This window comes from Frankia sp. QA3 (assembly GCF_000262465.1).
Lineage (GTDB): Bacteria > Actinomycetota > Actinomycetes > Frankiales > Frankiaceae > Frankia.
This window is the reverse complement of sequence record NZ_CM001489.1, coordinates 2,724,779-2,741,131: the sequence shown is the minus strand read 5'-3', so window position 1 is coordinate 2,741,131 and position 16,353 is coordinate 2,724,779. Positions and strand designations below refer to the sequence as shown.

Below are 16,353 nucleotides of genomic sequence, written 5' to 3'. Positions count from 1 at the left end.
CTGCGCGTCGCCCACGTCGGAGTCCAGCGCGTTCGGATCGGCCAGCGAGTCACGCGTGCGCAACTGCTCATAACGGGCGACCGCGGTCCGCAACGTCACCTGCATTTCGACGGCATCAGGAGTGATCACTCGCCCACCCTGTCGTCAGATCGGCCTGACGTCAAGTCGATCTGACGATGCCGGCTGCCCACGTCGAACCCGCGAGCCGTCCCGCACGAGGGGCCCCAACCCCGCCTTTCGACCTCACCCGGCGACGACGTTCAGTAGCCGGCGAGGGGCGTCAATCCACATGAGACCGCACGTCGCCTGCTCAGCTATCCCGATCAAACAGCCGACGATGCTGCTCAGATAGGCCCGAACTCCCAGGACCGAATGCTCATTTTCGAGCGATCCCTACAGACGCTGTAGGAATCGCGGACAGATGGCCAACTCGCCGTGTCGGTTGGCCAGTAGATGGCCACCGACCGTCATGGTTGGCCAGTCCGAAGCCCAGTTCACCGCGCTGCGCTACTTCGCCCTCAACGGCACCGACCATGCCGACCACGGCACCCAGAACCAGATGATCTACGACTACATCGCCCGGCGGAACCAGCACGCAGAAGATCAGAAACTGCGGCAGATCGTCCAGCGGGCGAACGTGGCCTGACGAGGCACTAGATATCCCCGGTCAAGATCCGCTCTGCCTGACTGCGCTCCACACAGAACTCGTTCCCTTCAATGTCGATCATAACGACCCAGCCCGTACCGTCCGGCTTGCGGAAGTCCGCGACAAGCTTGGCGCCTAGGCCCAACAGCCGCTCGACTTCTTCATCCCGAGATCGGTCCTGTGGCTGAAGATCCAGGTGCAGCCGGTTCTTGACCTTCTTGCCCTCGGGTACGGCGAGGAACAGCAGGCCTGGCCCGCTGCCCTCTCCGGTGCTCACGAGTACCTCCGGGACCTCGGGCCGGTCGTCCTCGTGGAGGACCCCTCCCAGGACCTCTGCCCAAAAGGACCCAAGAGCGTAGGCATCGGCGCAGTCGAACTCGATACTGCGTATGAGCGAAGTCATGGTGTCACTATAGGAACTCGCTGATCGCCTTGGTCTCTGCGGCCATCTCGGCAGTCCGGATTGGCCAGCTAAACCCGTAGGATCAAGCTCGCGTCAAGAGCGGCGCTATATCGCGATTCGGTCAGGCCGGTGGGCAACCTGGCGCGTTCGCAGCCAGGGTAGAACCGCCTCCGGTCAGGCGTCGCCAGAGGCCGATCGGCAGAGCGGGCAGCGGTCGTTGCCGTCCCAGCTGTCCCAGCCGAAGTCCATAGGCGATAGTGCGGTGGCCTCCAACTCGGCGCGAACGGCCGCCCGGTAGCGCCAAACAGTGTCGAGATAGGGGTGGTAGGCGTCGTGGAATGCCGCCGACGATAGGCCAGCTCCAGTGGCGACCACGTGCCGCAACGCGCGCAGCCGCTCGAACATCGCCTGGCCGGCGCCGGCGACCGTCGCGGTGGCGTCGATGAACAACCGCTCGCGCACGTCGTAGATGCCCGCGTCGGCCAGCACCGCCCGCGACGCCGCGTCGAGGTCACCGTTGCCGGCGCTGTCCTGGGCGATCTGGCGCAGCCGGGTGTGGCAGACACCCGCGGCCACGATGAACGCGATGTAGGCATCCCGCCGCCGCTGCAAGTGGCCTCGGTCGTCCTCGCGCCGGCCACGCAGATGATCGGCCAGGACGGTGCCGGCGATCGCGATGACCGCGCCGCTGGCGGTGGCAACCAGTGTGCCCCAGTCCATCGCACCCCTTCCCCTCGGTGCCGGTACCGGCGTAGTCCGGTGGAGGCTTACGTCTCCTGCGGGCGGCGGGCCAGCAGCTGTGCCTGTCGGCCTCGTTCTTCGTCTGTCGGTGCTCGCACCAGCTGGGCGACCTCGACCAGCCCTGCCTGCCTTGCCAGTCCGGTGAGGTGGTCGGGTGGCCAGCGGTAGGCGCCGGTGACCCGGTGGTCGTAGGGGTGTACTCCGGCCGCGGGCTCGTCGGTGGCCAGGAAACCGAGCAGCAGGTGGCCGCCGGGTGCCAGGACGCGGTGGACCTCTGCAAGGATGGCGGGGATGTCGGCGGGTGGGGTGTGGATGAGCGAGTAGCGGCAGAGGGCGCCGCTGAGGATGCGGTCCGGCAGGTCCAGCGCGGTCATCGTGCCCACCTCGAACCGCAGCTGTGGATGTGAGCGTCGAGCGATGGTGATCATCTCCGGCGACAGGTCCACACCGAACACGTCCAGCCCCGAGCGGTGCAGGTGGGCCGTGGCGTAGCCGGGCCCGCAGCCAAGGTCCGCGACCGGGCCGGGCAGGGGGCGCACGAGGTCGGCGAACGCGGACAGCAGCGCACGCTCCAGCGGTTGGCGGTCGAGCACGTCGGCGAAAAGCTCCGCGTACACCTCGGCCACGCCGTCATAGGCCGCCGCGACGGTCGCCAGATAGCTCGGGGCAGACTCGGTCATGGCCGACCATCCTAGGCGTGGGCCACACGATCATCGGCCTGTCCACCAACGCGGCCGGAACCCTGCCCGCTACCGGGGCCGGTCTCACCCGACCTCCGCGAACTCCATGCCGCCGGCAGCCGGATAGATCATCGCCGTTTGCGGCTGGTGACACGTTTCTTACCGGCACCCCTCCACGCGCGAGCCGCTGATCCGTGCGACGTGCTGGCCGTGCTTGGGCTGGCCGTGCTTGGGCTGGCCAACTGCGGTGGCATCCGGTGCGCTGGCACTGGCCAACAAGGCACCGCCGAGCGTGCGTTCCGGCCAACATCACGCGATCCCTACCGGGATTGTAGGGAAGTTGGCCCGATCCTGTTCACACCTGGGCTCTTTGAGATAATGACCCCAGGGAGGAGTGCAGGTGCCGAGATCAAAACCGCCTTACACGGAGGAGTTCCGCCAGCAGATGGTGGGTCTTGTCCGGGCTGGCCGGCTGCCCGAGGAACTGGCGAAGGAATACGGCCCGTCGGGACAGTCGATCCGTAACTGGGTGCGGGAAGCCTCCCGCGAGGACGACGCCCGAGCAGACGAGATGACCACTGCCGAGCGGGAGGAACTGAGCCGTCTCCGGAAGGAGAACCGGCAGCTTTGCGAGGAACGCGACATCCTCCGCAAGGCCACGATTTTCTTCGTGACGGAGACCGGTCAGAAATGAAGTTCGCTCTGATCGATGCGGAGAAAACACACCACTCTGTCTCCGTTCTGGCCCGCGTGCTCGGTGTGTCACGCGAGGGCTACTACGCCTGGCGTCGCCGCGGCGGGCAGTCCGCCCGGACCGCGGCCGACCAGACACTGACCACGAAGATCACAGCGGTGCATGCCGCGTCCCGGGCCACCTACGGCGCACCGCGGGTGCGCGCCGACCTGGCCGCCGCCGGCGTGCACGTCAGCCGCAAGAGAGTCGCCCGGCTCATGAAACAGGCTGGCCTGCAAGGAGTTCACCGCCGCCGACGCGTCAGCCTGACCCGGTCCGACCGCGCAGCGCACCTGCCACCCGACCTGGTCAACCGTGACTTCACCGCCCCGGCCCCGAACCAGGTCTGGACCGCCGACGTCACCTACGTCCCGACCGACCAGGGCTGGCTCTACCTGGCGGTCGTCCTCGATCTGTACTCGCGGCGGATCGTGGGCTGGTCGATGTCCGCCGAGCAGAAAACCCCACTCGTCGCCGACGCGCTGAAAATGGCACTGAGCCACCGTCGCCCAGCACCAGGAGTGATCCACCACTCCGATCAAGGAACGCAATATTTGTCTCGGGAGTTCGCAAAGATCTGCCGCCGCCACCAGGTGAAGCGCTCCGTCGGATCCGCCGGCGACTGTTACGACAATGCGGTCACCGAGTCGTTCTTCGCAACTCTCGAATGTGAACTCCTCGATCGCACCACCTTCGCCACACACGATCAGGCCCGGGCCGCCATCTTCGACTTCATCGAGGGCTTCTACAACCGGCGACGCCGTCACTCCACCAACGGATACCTCAGCCCCCACGAGCACGAAGCCCTTTTCTACGAGTACGATAACGCAGCATAATCGTTCAAAGTCCTAGGTGTGAACGAAACCGGGGCAGCTTCAACCCGGCGAACTCCGACACCGGCGCTGGCGGAGTGACCGTACCTCGACCCATTGTTCGATCATGACTGGTCGGCAGCTTCGCGATGGCGGACTTCACCAATGCAACAGTGCCCGCTAATACAACAGTGCCGTGTCGTTTCCTCCGGATGCAACAGCGCCGGTCCCGGTGCGTGGCCCGGACCGCCCGCGGGCCCAACGATGTCAGGGCCTGCGGGCGGTCCGACGCGACGGCTCAGAAACCCTGACTGCGCATGGCGGCGTCCACGTTGGCGGCGTCGGCCGCCGCATATTCCGGGGTGTTCGCCACCACGGCCTCGGTGGTGAGGAACAGGCCGGCGATTGACGCGGCGTTCTGCAGCGCGGAGCGGGTGACCTTGGCCGGGTCGATGATGCCGGTGGCGATCAGGTCGACGTACTCGCCGGTGGCCGCGTTCAGACCGTGGCCGGTCGGGAGGTTGCGGACCTTGTCGACCACGACGCCGCCCTCGAGACCGCTGTTGAAGGCGATCTGCTTGATGGGCGCCTCGAGCGCGAGCCGGACGATGTTCGCCCCGGTCGCCTCGTCACCGGACAGGTCCAGCTTCTCGAAGGCGGTGATCGACGCCTGGAGCAGCGCGACGCCGCCACCGGCGACGATGCCCTCCTCGACGGCGGCCTTCGCGTTGGACACCGCGTCCTCGATGCGGTGCTTCTTCTCCTTGAGCTCGACCTCGGTGGCCGCGCCGACCTTGATGACGGCGACGCCGCCGGCCAGCTTCGCGAGGCGCTCCTGGAGCTTCTCGCGGTCGTAGTCCGAGTCGGACTTCTCGATCTCGTTGCGGATCTGGCTGACCCGACCGGCGATCTGGTCGGGGTCGCCCGAGCCCTCGACGACGGTGGTCTCGTCCTTGGTGACGACGACCTTCCGCGCGCGGCCGAGCAGGTCGAGCGAGGTGCTCTCGAGCTTGAGACCGACGTCCTCGGAGATGACCTGGCCGCCGGTGAGGATGGCGATGTCGCCCAGGATCGCCTTGCGGCGGTCCCCGAAGCCGGGGGCCTTCACCGCGACACTCTTGAAGGTGCCGCGGATCTTGTTGACGACCAGGGTCGCCAGGGCCTCGCCCTCGACGTCCTCGGAGATGATGACCAGCGGCTTGCTGGTCTGCATGACCTTCTCCAGCAGCGGGAGCAGGTCCTTCACCGCGGCGATCTTGCTGTTGACGATCAGGATGTACGGGTCGTCGAGGACGGCCTCCTGACGGTCGGCGTCCGTGACGAAGTACGGCGAGATGTAGCCCTTGTCGAAGCGCATGCCCTCGGTGAGCTCCAGCTCCAGACCGAAGGTGTTGCTCTCCTCGACGGTGACGACGCCTTCCTTGCCGACCTTGTCGAGGGCCTCGGCGATGAGACCGCCGATGGCCGGGTCGCCGGCGGAGATCGACGCCGTGGAGGCGATCTGCTCCTTGGTCTCGACCTCCTTGGCCTGCTTCGACAGCTCCTCGGAGACGCGCTCGACCGCGACCTCGATGCCCTTCTTCAGGCCGAGGGGGTTGGCGCCGGCGGCCACGTTGCGCAGACCCTCGCGCACCAGGGCCTGAGCCAGGATGGTCGCGGTCGTGGTGCCGTCACCCGCGACGTCGTTGGTCTTCTTCGCGACTTCCTTGACGAGCTCCGCACCGATCCGTTCGTAGGAGTTCTCCAGCTCGATCTCTCTGGCGATACTCACACCGTCGTTGGTGATCGTGGGGAGACCGAACTTGTTCGCCAGTACGACGTTGCGACCCTTCGGACCGAGCGTGACCTTGACGGCATCGGCCAGCTGGTTCATGCCGCGCTCCAGGCCGCGCCGAGCCTCCTCATCGAAGGCGATCATCTTTGGCATGCGTGATGGGTCCTCTCAGGGGGGCAAGCCTGCGCGGAGAGGTACCAGTCATCGATGGGGTGCCCGGCACCGCGGACGGTGCTCGGCGTTCATGCAGGCACCCGTCGCACCGAGGATTGGCACTCGACCTCGCTGAGTGCCAGCCACTGTATAGCCCGCAGAACCTCCGAAAACGAGGTCACCACCACGTCGGAGCCGCATCCGCCGTCATTCCACCCTGAAGTGGGGTCCTCGACACCATGACCAGCCAGGCCAACGGCAGCAGTGTGGACCATGCGAGTGTGACGAGGTCGCGGGTGGTTTCGTGGCCGCTGGTGAAGCGGACGATCAGGTGGGCGGCGCCGCCGATGGCGGTCGGCCCGAACCCACGCCCCCATGAGGCGAACCGGCGGTCAGGTGCCTTATGCTCCGGCTCGACCTGGCCCAGGAGCTCCGGCTGCTGGAGATCGAGACCAACACCCGCCAGCGACTCGGGGAGGCCCAGCGAATGCAGTGGCTTGGCGAGGCCGCCGGCCTGCGGGAGAGCTTGAGACACCTCGCCGACAAGAAACAGCAGGCCGAGCGGATGCGAGCCCAAGCCGGTCACAGCGAGGCCGGAGTCGCATCACTCGGCTAAGCGATCCCCCTCGGCGATGATCTTCTGAGCCTTCAGTCGGTCGTACTCGGCCACCGCGGCCGACAGGTGGTCGAAGTACTCCTTCCAGACAACGGGGCGTTGCCACTCCTGAGCTGCCGGCGTCAGCCTGCCCTCGTCCAGCCCGGCCACCCAGCACGTCGGCATCCGCTCGGACACGATCTCGAACATGGCTGCGTCCCACATGCCGGGGGTATCGATGGGCTCTCTGCTTTCAACCCGATCCGGGAGGCGGAACAGCGCCCGAGTTCGTTCGGCGAACACCTCCAGAACCGGGTAGTCCTCGCCCACTCTGATGGCCGGATGCTCGCTCACAACCGCCAACGTCGCAAGATTTATGATCTTGATGCATTGGGCGATCACTTGTGCAGCCTACGCAGGCCCAAACCCCCACTCGGCTCATCGGGGTGCGCAGTGCAAAGAACTCGTCAAGAGCTGAGGAAGCTGCCCTGTCGACCCACGCCACGCAACAATGTGTCGACCACGAGGGTTGCCCGTTCATCGACATCGCCGGCTTCGTCCGAGCGATTCTGGGCGGCCTCGTGAATGAGGGCGTAATAGACGCGGCGAGCCCACGCCAGGTCGGTGTCAGGGCGTAGCACACCGGCTTCCAGTGCGCGCTGGAACAGGCGGTCGCACTGATCGAGCACATCGGCATGTGCTCGTGCCACGTCGGGGTCCTCCGGTGTGGTCCTGCTCATTGCGAACCCCCATCCGATCTTGACCCGGAGAACGTTGGCGGTCGCTTGATAGAGGGCGACCAGTGGTGGAGCGGTGTCGGGATGGGCGCTCGTCACGGCTTCGTGGAACTGCCGCGTTGCCCAGGCTGTCAGGGCGTCCACGAGGGCCTCGCGGCTGGTGAACCGGCGGTGCACGGTCGTTCGAGCGACGCCCGCCGCCTCCGCGATCTGCTCCACAGTGGCCGCCGGATTGGAGCTGAGGACACGCTCGGCGGCTTCCAGGATTGCCCTCACGGTCCGCTCCGCGTCCGCGCGCAGTGGCCGCTGTTGACTCTTCTGATCCACGAGGCTCCCTCTCCAACCCGCCGAGATACTACTGGACGGTCGCCATTCATCCGTAACATGCAACATAAATGTTGCATGTTGTAGTGTTAACGCATCGAGTAAGACTCATCTATGGAGAGGGGTGCTCCGTGGACCTGCAGCTGACCAGCAAGGCCGCTGTCGTGACCGGCGCGAGCCGGGGGATCGGCTTGGCCATCGTCTCCGCACTGGTGAGCGAGGGCATGCGGGTGGTGGCCGCGGCACGGACGATCACACCGGAGCTCAAGGCCACCGGCGCGATCGGCGTGTCCGAGGACCTCTCGAAAGCCGACGGCCCTGCCCGGCTCGTCGCCCAGGCCGAAGCCGAGCTCGGCGGGCTGGATCTCCTGGTCAACAACGTCGGCGGCGGCGATGCCGGGGAGGGCCAGACGGGCGGCTTCCTCACCTTCACTGACCAGCAGTGGTACGACGCGTTCGACCTGAATTTCCTCGCCTCGGTCCGCACTACCCGGGCCGCGCTGCCGCACCTCACCAACAGCCGCGGCGCCATCGTCAATATCTCCTCCAACGGAGCCAGGACCCCGCATGCGGGCCCCATGACCTACACCACCGCCAAGGCTGCACTGACCGCGTTCGGCAAGGCGCTGGCCGAGGAGTTCGGCCCCCAGGGCGTGCGCGTCAACACCGTCTCGCCCGGTCCCGTCCGCACGGACATGTGGGAAAGCCCCGACGGCTACGGAGCCGAGCTGGCCAGGTCGATGGGCCTGGAACAGGAACAGCTCCTGGCCCATCTCCCGACCGCCATGGGCATGGTCACCGGCAGGCTCGTAAGCCCCGACGAGGTCGCCGCCCTCGTCGCCTACCTCGCCTCGCCCCTCGCCGGCAGCACCACCGGGGCGGACCACATCATCGACGGAGGCGCGATAAAGACAGTGTGACCACAGGGGCGGTGCCGGCCAGATCCCGCATGCGGGCTGCCCATCGACCGGATCGCCGCCGACGGGCCGTTCTACTCTGGCAAGCACAAGAAGCATGGGATGAACGTGCAGCTTCTTGCCGACCCCGCCGGCCGGCTGCTGTGGGCCTCACCCGCCCTGCCCGGCGCGGTCCATGACATCCGCGCCGGCGGCCTCGCCGCACTCAAGACCTGGCGCCTGCTACGCAAGATCCGCTGCTCCACCACCCGCATCACCAGCCTCGTCCAGGCCGTCCTCACCCTCCGCCTTGACGCCACAGACCGAGGTTGAAAAAAGGCTTACTGGCTGTTGCATTGAGTAAAGCTCAACGAGATGACTGTAAGTTTTCTCGCGAACAAACTCGCCGGTAGCCCATTCAGGAACGGTCGAGCACGGCCGCGCAGTTGGGGGTGCACAGCATGTCGACCCCGGGGCGGTTGTCCATCAGCGCCTCGGTCGACGGCGTGGTGATGCCGAGGAAGGGCTCGGTCGCGTCATGGCCGTCGAAGATGTTGCTCCCGATCGCGCCGCCGGTCCAGGTACGGGAGTTGATCTGGCGCGGATCATAGGTGAACCAGAAGTAGACGTAGTTGGCCGCGTAGTCGTAGCACTCGCCGACCAGACCGCGGCCGTGGTCGTGGCACCAGTCGGCGAGTGCCCACCAGGCGCCGAGCAGCGGGGCCTGGTAAACGGCGCCGCTGGTCGTCCCGTACTGCAGGTCCTGGATTCTCCACATCCAGCGCTTGGCGCCGGTATCCATCGCGTAGAGGAACATCTGCACGCCTGGTGCGAGCTGGTCGGGGCTGACGGTGGCCGCGGGGGATCGCACGGCGGCGGCCGGAGCGGCCGTGTCTGAGGCCGGCGATGCCGGGGTTGTGGCTGCCGGTTCCCCGGCATCGTGCGCGGCGGTGGTCGTGGTAGGTCGGGTGAGGTGAAGGGTCGTGGCGACCAGAGCCACGGCGATCACGACTGAAATGGCGATCGCGGTAACGGGGCCGGCGACACGCAAGCCAGGCGGCCGTTGCCTGCCGCCACCGGAGGGCGCCGGCGGTGTTGCGGCCATCTCGATGATGGTGGGCGGGGCGGTCTGCTGTGGGATGGTGCCTCCGGGCGCTGGGGCCCGCAGCGGGGTTGCGCCGGCTTCGGTGGGAGCCAGCGCGGGCAGCCAAGGCCGGGAAGCGCCGCGGGTTGGTGCGGGCGTCCAGTTCGTGGCGAGCATTCGGGTGACCGCGGGTTCGAGGTCCTCGTCGGCCGTCAGCTGGGTACGGTCGGTCTCGTCGAGCAGGGCACGCAGCAGGTGGCGGATGTCGGGGCGCTGCTGTGGGTCCTTGGCCAGGGCGGCGGTGAGCGACGGGAGCAGTGTTGTCGGTACGCCGTCGAGGTCAGCCGGGTCGTTGAGGACACGGCTCATCACGGTCTGGGCGCCACCGTTGCCGAATGGTGAGCGTCCGGTGGCCGCGAAGGCGACCGTGGCTGCCCATGCGAATACATCTGTCGCCCCGGTCGCCGTGTCGCCGCGGACCTGTTCGGGACTCATGAACGCGGGGCTGCCGATCGCTTCCCCAAAGCGGGTCAGCACCGTGACATCGGCAGCCGCAGCGATGCCGAAGTCGACGACCTTGGGCCGCAGTGGAGTGAGGAGCACGTTGGACGGCTTCAGGTCACGGTGCACCACGCCGACGCTGTGGATCGCGACCAGCGCCTCGGCGAGCCCGACGGCCAGCGCCCGGACGACCGTCTCGTCCATCGGGCCGTTCCGGCGCACGTGGTCCATCAGGTTCGGGCCGTCGAGGTACTCGGTCGCGAGGTACGGCGGGTCGGCGTCAGCGTCGGCGGCGACGATGCGGGCAGTGCAGGTGCCGGATACCCGGCGCACCAGCTGGATCTCCCGCTTGAACCTGGCGCGGTACTCCGTGTCTGCGGCGTACTCCGGTTTGATGACCTTCACGGCAACCCGGGCACCGTCGAGAACTCCCTCGTAGACGGCGCCCATCCCGCCGGCGCCGATCTGGCGAAGGATCTCAATCGGTCCCAGCCGCGTTGGCGGCTTCATACGTTCTCTTCGCTCCTTATCCTGTCGTGCGGGCTGTCTCCCGTACTCGCGGGCTGCCATCTGGCGCGTAGGGGCAGGATGCCGACGGTGCTCGGCCGCTGGGGACGGCGGCCTGCGCCCGTTCGCCGCCGCTGTGGTGGGGGCGGGGTCAGCCGCGGCTGTAGCTGAAGCCCCCGCAGTCGAAGTAGCTCGGCAGGTTGTCGTCGGTGTGGAGCGCCCAGATCACGGTGTAGCTGCCGACCTCCGGCTCGACCGGTTCGCCGGTGAAATCGGATGGAAAGTAGACCTCGTTCCAGTCGGAGTTCTGAAGCGCGAACTGGTCATAGAAGGCGTGGCCGGATGGGGTGACGATGGTGATGAGGACGGGGGTCGAGCCTGCCCCTGTCGTGGCCTTCGGGTCGCGGGTCTTGATGGGGGCGGCCTGGGCTTCGTCGACCGGCGCGTTGTAGTCGAGGACGCTGGTGAGAATGTCGCTGGTGGTCTTCATGGGGGGCACGTTCGCTGATGTGGGGGCGCAGACGCCTGTGGCATTGTCGTAGTGGTAGGGCGGAGTCACGGGAATACCGTTCGCCTGGGTGGCGACCGCCGTGGGACTTGGCAAGCTGGCGGTCGTGACCTGACCTGCCGGGCCGGTGGGCGCGAACTGCGTGGGTGGCGGCGCGGAGACCTTGGCCACGTGGTTGTTCTGAGCGCGCACCACAACGATGGACACGCTCGCGATCACAGCGATGACGACAATGCTGACGGCGAGTGCCCAGAGCCACCGGCCCGTTGGGGCCGGACGTCCCGGCGCAGGCGGCGAGGTCGGTGGGACGGCCGGGACGAACCTGCTCGGGCCGGGAGCGGCCGTTCCGTAACCCGGGGTCGGGCCGGGGCTGTGGGAGGTGGGATCGGTCAGCGGGGCGGTGGCGAGTGCCGACGTCGCGCCCGCGGCGATGCTGACCAGGGCCGGTTCGGCCGGGGCTACGGCACTGGCGGGCAGCCGCCACGCGTTGGCCAGAATCTGGGTCGCCGCCCGCTCGGGATCGTCGGCGTCGGCGGTGAGCCGCGTGAGCAGGTCGGCGGCGGTGGGACGCGCCGCCGGGTCGCGGTGGAGCGCCGCGGTGACAAGGGGTGCCAGCGTGTCCGGGAGCGCGGAGGTGTCCGGTGTCTCGTGCAGGACCCGGTACAGCAGGGCATCTGGGCGGCCGGTGCCGAACGGTGGCTTGCCCGATGCCGAGTAGAGGACGGTGAGTGCCCAGGCGAACACGTCGGTCGGTGGTCCGACCGGCACGTCGGTGAGGACCTGTTCGGGTGCGAGGTAGCCCGGGCTGCCGACGACGAGGCCGGAGCGGGTCGCGGAGGTGGCATCAACCGCGGCGGCGATGCCGAAGTCGATGACACGTGGTCCGGTCGGGGAGATCAGCACGTTTGCTGGCTTGAGGTCTCGATGGACGAGGCCGGCACGGTGGATCGCGGCCAGTGCTTCGGCGAGCCCGAGCGCGAGCGTCGAGAGCATCTCCGCGGTCAGCGGCCCGTCGCCCCTGACCAGGTCGTGCAGACTCGGGCCGGCAACGTACTCGGTGGCCAGCCACGGCTGGTCGGATTCGGCGTCCCAGGCGACGACGGCGGCGGTGCACTGGCCCTTGACGGCTTGGCAGGCGGCGACCTCGCGGCGAAAGCGGGCCCGGAACTCCGGGTCGCCGGCGATCTCGTCCCGCACGAGCTTCAGGGCGACGGGTCGGCCCGCACCGTCGGCGGCGAGGTAGACGACGCCCATACCGCCGGCGCCGAGACGGGCGGAGATCTTGAACCCGCCGATGTCGGCCGGGTCGGATGGCCGTAGCGGCCCGAGTGCCATGTGTTACCCCCGAGGTTCCCTTGCGCACGCGACAAGCAAACGTATCGGCACACACCGATGGCTTTGCGGCTCGCTGGAACGCACCGTCCCACCACAGTCGTTTATTGCCATCCGGTGGCCTGGGGTTGGGTTGATTCTGGCTTTCCAGGCTGCAGATGGGCGCGCTGTTCCGCCTGCCGACAGTGCGCCGAGCTGGTGCCGCACCCGCACGGTCCGCGTCAATGCCAGCGGCATGTGCTGGCGGAGCGCTGGGCGTTGCGATGTTGCCGGCCCTCGCCTGGTGACGTGACAACGGTATGCGAGGAGGGCCCGTCCTATGGTCGGCGATACGGGGGAAGTGTGGGGAAGTGCGGGGGATGGATGGTGTCGGCGCTGCTGGCGTTCGGGCTGTTGGCGGGCTGTGGTGGGGCTGACGCCGCGAGCTCGTCGCAGTCGCAGCCCGCGCCTGCGGGGACGTCGAGTGGTGCGGCTGGGAAGCTGGTGGCGGGCAGGATCGGTTTCGGGGTTGCCCGCTCCGGTGCTGGTTCTGGGCTGCCGGACTATGTCTGGGCGGTCACGATGGTCAGCAACAACACCGACCTCATCACCGGCCTTACCGCGTCGTTCTCCGTGTATGACCAGGCCGCGGCGGTCATTGGGCAGTCGTCGACGTCGGCTCCGATCATGCGGGCCGGCAGCAGCATGGCGGTGGGGACGTCCATCGAGGTTCCTGCCGGATCGCAGATCAGTCGGGTGGTCGCGACCGTGAGTCCGTTGGAGAATCTGGCGCAGAAGGACGATCATCCGGAGTCGAAGTTCACCGCCGTGGGAGTGCATCTCCAGCAAGGGACGGGATCCGGTAGCAGTCAGGTCCTCGGCGAGATCGTCGGCGGGTATCAACAGCCGGTACATCAGGTCTACGTCAGCGTTGTCTGCAGCGTTGTCTGCTTCGACGCGGCCGGGACCATCATCGGTGGGGGAGAGCACTATGTCGATGCCATCAATCCGGGCCAGCGGGTGGGATTCTCCACCGACGGCCTGATTGTTTCCGGTACGCCAGCACGGTGCGAGGCCTTCCCCTCTCTGTCCGGCGCCTCCGGCTAGGCGCCCGGGCGGTATGGGGATGGTCCAGCCCCACGAGGGGCTGGACCTCGGCGTCGAAGTCCCCCATCAGCCTCTCGCCATCCGCCCGCTGGCCAGTCGCGGATGGATCTGAGCGGCCCGACCGTCCGCATGGTCAAGATAGTCAATCATGTCGACCTAGCCATACGGCAACAATTTGGATCATGAAACGAGGGGCGATGACCTCGCCGCCGGCCGCCGGGTGAAACAAGCGGCTGGACCCGCAGATCTCTGCTGTCTATGCGATGTCCTCCTCGCTCGCGGTCACCGGTCACCTGCCGGCCGAAGGGCGGGAAAGCGCGTGCGCTGGTTAAGGGCGTGTGCATAGTGACCTAGTCCCCCCTCGGACACTCTAGGAAATCAAACAGCTACCTAAGGTGGCTGTTTTTAGTATGAGTTCTTCCGGCGGCGCTGTTGCCTTGCGAGCTGCCGGGGCATGCCGGGCCCTCGAAGGCGCGGTGCTCAGACAGCGTGGGCGAGTTCGGTGAACGCGGCTACCAGCCGTAGGTGCGGGTTGGTGTCGACGGCGAGTTCGTCGTGGCCGCTACGGATGTTCTGGATCAGGGCGTGCCCGGCGCTGATCGTCTGTGCGGAACGCAGCCGTTTCAGCCCTCGCATCGGCCGGAGTCGGGCCTTCAACCGGCTGTGATCGGCTTCGATCCGGTTGTTCTTCCGGGCGGCATCGACGTGGCAGGCTTCGGGAAGCGGTTCGTCGAGGACGCGTGGGTGGACGGGTGCCTTGTCGGTGGTGACTTCGACCGGCCGGCGGCCGTGCGCCAAGGCCCGGCCGAAGAACCGGCGGGCGGCGGCCTGGTCGCGTCGGGCGCTGGCCAGGACGTCGATGACCTGGCCATGCTGGTCCACGGCCCGGTACAGGTAGGTCCACCGGCCGGCGACCTTCACGTAGGTCTCGTCGATGAACCACCTGTCTCCAGGTCGGTTGGAGAGCTGGTACCGGATGCGCGAGCGCCAGCGCGACCGGCTCTCTCGATCACAAGGTCGTCGTCACCGTCCGGACTCACGCTGCCGAGCAGTGCAAGCGGCTGCAGACCCGGCGGCCGTGGAAGGGCTTGAGTCCATCAGCGGTCGCGGCTGCCCGGGCGCTGGTCCTGCTGGCGCTGGTCCTGCTGGCGCTGGGCCCGTAGGCGCTGTGTCCACTGGCGTTGCGGCGGTCCGGGGTCGTCGTTCCGGGGCGGTGGTGGCGATGAGGGCGAGCCCTGCTGCGGCGAGTACGGCGGCCGCGGCCGGAATCGTGGACGCCCCGGCCACGTCGAGGGTCACGCCGCCGAGCGCGGCGCCGAGGGCGCTGCCGATGTAGATCGCTGATCCGTTGAGCCCGAGGGCGACGGTGGCGACGTCCGGGGCGACGACGAAAAGCCGGTGCTGCTGCGGCGTGATCGACAGTCCCTGGAAGGCGCCGACGGCGAGGAGGACGGCCAGCGCCGCGCCGTACTCCTCGCGCGCCGGCACCAGCAGGGCGAACGACACGGCGAGCCCGGCGACGGCGACCAGCAGCACTCCCAGCGCGCCGCGACCGTCGACCAGGCGACCCACCAGCCGGTTGCCAACCAGGCTGCCCAGCCCGAACGCGAGCAGTATCACCACGAGCCGGCCCTCCGTGCCGTCCATGCCCAGGACGACCGGCAGATAGGAGATCAGCAGGAACGGCGGCGCGAGCACCACGATCGTCGCGAGTAGAACCATGAGCACCGCGGGCCGGGTCAGCACGCCCAGCCGGGCGCGCATGCTCGTCGGGGGGACGTGGGCCCGGGGTAGCAGGGGCACGCAGAACGCGGTGAGCGCCGCGAGCGCCGTGATGACCCACAGCACCGCTCGCCAGCCGAACCACTGTCCGGCCAGGACACCGAAGGGAACCCCGAGCACCGTCGAGAGCGAGGTACCCGCGGTGACGGCGGCCAGCGCGCGGCCGCGACGCTCGCTGCCGGCGAGCATGCCGGCCATGACGTAGGCGTTGGACTGGAACGCCGCGGCACCGAGGGCCGCGGCGACCCGACCGGCGGCCATCACGGCGTAGGAGGGGGCGAGCGCCTGGCCGGCCATCCCGAGAAGAAACAACGCCAGCCCGCCGCCGAGCAGCAGGCGCCGGTCCCAGTGGCCGGTGAGGGTCGCGAGCACTGGCGACCCGACCGCGTAGGTGATGGAAAAGATCGTGGTGAGCTGGCCGGCGGTGGACATGCTCACGGACAGGTCGTCGGCAATCGCGGGCAGCAGGCCGGCGAGCACGAACCCGTCGACGCCCAGCGTGAACGTGCCGGCCGCCAGCACACCGAGCTGCCAGCCGCGCAGTCCGCCCTCGCTCCCAGGCTCATAGTTCGATCCTTGTCGAATCGTCACAGCGTGAGGCTAGGGGTAAGTTCGATGGGTGTCAAAGCATCGGGATGGGCGAAGCGCGCTGGGCGGTCGACGAGGTGGTCGGCGAACCGACCGGTTGAGCGGTCGGTTGAGTGGTCGGTTGAGAGGCTGAGCCGGGCAGCACGCCGTGTCTCGACAGCTCCCTCAGCCGAGCCGTGACTCGATCAACCTGGTCACGCTCCTTGCCGCCCTGGCCGATCCGGTCCGGCTCACGCTGATGCAGGCGATGTACTCCCGGACCGGCCCGGTCGACTGCTCCGTGATCGCCGAGGGGGTCGAGGTCGGCGCCCCGACCGTCTCCCACCACTACCGCGTGCTGCGCGAGGCCGGCCTGACCACGACCACGGTCGAGGGTCGCCGCCGCGTCGTCACCATCCGCTACGAAGACCTTGACGTCCGCTTCCCCGGCCTCCTCACCGCCGTCCTCACCCCGACCGCGAACATCTAGTG

At 67.9% G+C, this 16,353-nt stretch carries 15 protein-coding genes and 2 pseudogenes; 6 read left to right on the top strand and 11 right to left on the bottom strand.

The genetic code is table 11. The features are described 5' to 3' along the window. The first annotated feature begins 469 nt into the window (after nt 1-469). Nucleotides 470-646 carry a hypothetical protein gene (locus FRAQA3DRAFT_RS34910; RefSeq protein ID WP_157467293.1) on the top strand — a complete coding sequence of 59 codons (177 nt, stop codon included), beginning with the start codon at nt 470-472 and terminating at the stop codon, nt 644-646. Between the two features lie 7 nt (nt 647-653). Here FRAQA3DRAFT_RS34910 and FRAQA3DRAFT_RS11165 read toward each other — a convergent pair whose 3' ends face one another. The 3 genes from FRAQA3DRAFT_RS11165 to FRAQA3DRAFT_RS11155 form a co-directional block, all read right to left on the bottom strand. After that, nucleotides 654-1,049 (bottom strand): VOC family protein, encoded by a 396-nt coding sequence (locus tag FRAQA3DRAFT_RS11165; protein ID WP_009739151.1) that lies wholly within the window; start codon nt 1,047-1,049, stop codon nt 654-656. 174 nt (nt 1,050-1,223) lie between these two features. Continuing rightward, nucleotides 1,224-1,769, bottom strand: a complete 546-nt coding sequence (locus FRAQA3DRAFT_RS11160; protein WP_009739150.1) for a hypothetical protein — start codon at nt 1,767-1,769, stop codon at nt 1,224-1,226. A 47-nt stretch (nt 1,770-1,816) separates the two neighbouring features. Then, the gene (locus FRAQA3DRAFT_RS11155) at nt 1,817-2,470 is read right to left on the bottom strand and encodes a class I SAM-dependent methyltransferase (RefSeq protein WP_009739149.1); all 654 of its coding nucleotides are present in this window, start codon (nt 2,468-2,470) and stop codon (nt 1,817-1,819) included. Nucleotides 2,471-2,870: 400 nt separating this feature from the next. Here FRAQA3DRAFT_RS11155 and FRAQA3DRAFT_RS11145 point away from each other — a divergent pair. Next, nucleotides 2,871-4,039, top strand: a protein-coding gene (locus tag FRAQA3DRAFT_RS11145) for an IS3 family transposase (protein ID WP_232292108.1) whose coding sequence is annotated in 2 segments (ribosomal slippage) — nt 2,871-3,129 and nt 3,129-4,039 — 1,170 coding nt in all. Because the reading frame shifts where the segments join, the coding sequence is not laid out codon by codon here. A 274-nt stretch (nt 4,040-4,313) separates the two neighbouring features. On the opposite strand, the gene groL is transcribed toward FRAQA3DRAFT_RS11145, so the two are convergent. The 4 genes from groL to FRAQA3DRAFT_RS11125 form a co-directional block, all read right to left on the bottom strand. Beyond that, nucleotides 4,314-5,942, bottom strand: a complete 1,629-nt coding sequence (gene groL / locus FRAQA3DRAFT_RS11140; protein WP_009739146.1) for a chaperonin GroEL — start codon at nt 5,940-5,942, stop codon at nt 4,314-4,316. Nucleotides 5,943-6,120: 178 nt separating this feature from the next. Beyond that, entirely contained in the window at nt 6,121-6,519 is a 399-nt protein-coding gene (locus FRAQA3DRAFT_RS11135) for a hypothetical protein (RefSeq protein ID WP_157467291.1), read from the bottom strand. Nucleotides 6,520-6,546: 27 nt separating this feature from the next. Next, nucleotides 6,547-6,891, bottom strand: a complete 345-nt coding sequence (locus tag FRAQA3DRAFT_RS11130; protein WP_198287074.1) for a hypothetical protein — start codon at nt 6,889-6,891, stop codon at nt 6,547-6,549. Between the two features lie 113 nt (nt 6,892-7,004). Further along, nucleotides 7,005-7,601, bottom strand: coding sequence for a TetR/AcrR family transcriptional regulator (locus FRAQA3DRAFT_RS11125; RefSeq protein ID WP_009739143.1), 597 nt, complete (start codon nt 7,599-7,601; stop codon nt 7,005-7,007). A gap of 128 nt (nt 7,602-7,729) precedes the next feature. Here FRAQA3DRAFT_RS11125 and FRAQA3DRAFT_RS11120 point away from each other — a divergent pair, with 128 nt between their 5' ends. Together FRAQA3DRAFT_RS11120 and FRAQA3DRAFT_RS11115 are read left to right on the top strand one after the other, a co-directional pair. Beyond that, on the top strand, nt 7,730-8,518 hold the full coding sequence (locus FRAQA3DRAFT_RS11120) for an SDR family oxidoreductase (protein ID WP_009739142.1): 789 nt from the start codon (nt 7,730-7,732) through the stop codon (nt 8,516-8,518). Between the two features lie 36 nt (nt 8,519-8,554). Beyond that, a pseudogene (locus FRAQA3DRAFT_RS11115) lies at nt 8,555-8,827 on the top strand (transposase family protein); the annotation flags it as partial. Nucleotides 8,828-8,912: 85 nt separating this feature from the next. Here the strand turns inward: FRAQA3DRAFT_RS11115 and FRAQA3DRAFT_RS31515 are convergent. Both FRAQA3DRAFT_RS31515 and FRAQA3DRAFT_RS31510 read right to left on the bottom strand, forming a co-directional pair. Further along, nucleotides 8,913-10,589, bottom strand: a complete 1,677-nt coding sequence (locus tag FRAQA3DRAFT_RS31515) for a serine/threonine-protein kinase (RefSeq protein WP_009739141.1) — start codon at nt 10,587-10,589, stop codon at nt 8,913-8,915. 148 nt (nt 10,590-10,737) lie between these two features. Continuing rightward, nucleotides 10,738-12,429, bottom strand: coding sequence for a serine/threonine-protein kinase (locus FRAQA3DRAFT_RS31510; RefSeq protein ID WP_009739140.1), 1,692 nt, complete (start codon nt 12,427-12,429; stop codon nt 10,738-10,740). A 360-nt stretch (nt 12,430-12,789) separates the two neighbouring features. Here FRAQA3DRAFT_RS31510 and FRAQA3DRAFT_RS11100 point away from each other — a divergent pair, with 360 nt between their 5' ends. Continuing rightward, on the top strand, nt 12,790-13,512 hold the full coding sequence (locus FRAQA3DRAFT_RS11100) for a hypothetical protein (RefSeq protein WP_009739139.1): 723 nt from the start codon (nt 12,790-12,792) through the stop codon (nt 13,510-13,512). Between the two features lie 480 nt (nt 13,513-13,992). On the opposite strand, the pseudogene FRAQA3DRAFT_RS11095 reads toward FRAQA3DRAFT_RS11100, so the two are convergent. After that, nucleotides 13,993-14,472 (bottom strand): annotated as a pseudogene (locus FRAQA3DRAFT_RS11095) (IS6 family transposase); the annotation flags it as partial. Between the two features lie 63 nt (nt 14,473-14,535). Continuing rightward, entirely contained in the window at nt 14,536-15,885 is a 1,350-nt protein-coding gene (locus tag FRAQA3DRAFT_RS11090) for an MFS transporter (protein WP_009739138.1), read from the bottom strand. A 145-nt stretch (nt 15,886-16,030) separates the two neighbouring features. Here FRAQA3DRAFT_RS11090 and FRAQA3DRAFT_RS11085 point away from each other — a divergent pair, with 145 nt between their 5' ends. Further along, complete coding sequence (locus FRAQA3DRAFT_RS11085; RefSeq protein WP_009739137.1) at nt 16,031-16,351, top strand: helix-turn-helix transcriptional regulator; 321 nt, start codon at nt 16,031-16,033, stop codon at nt 16,349-16,351. Nucleotides 16,352-16,353 lie beyond the last annotated feature (2 nt).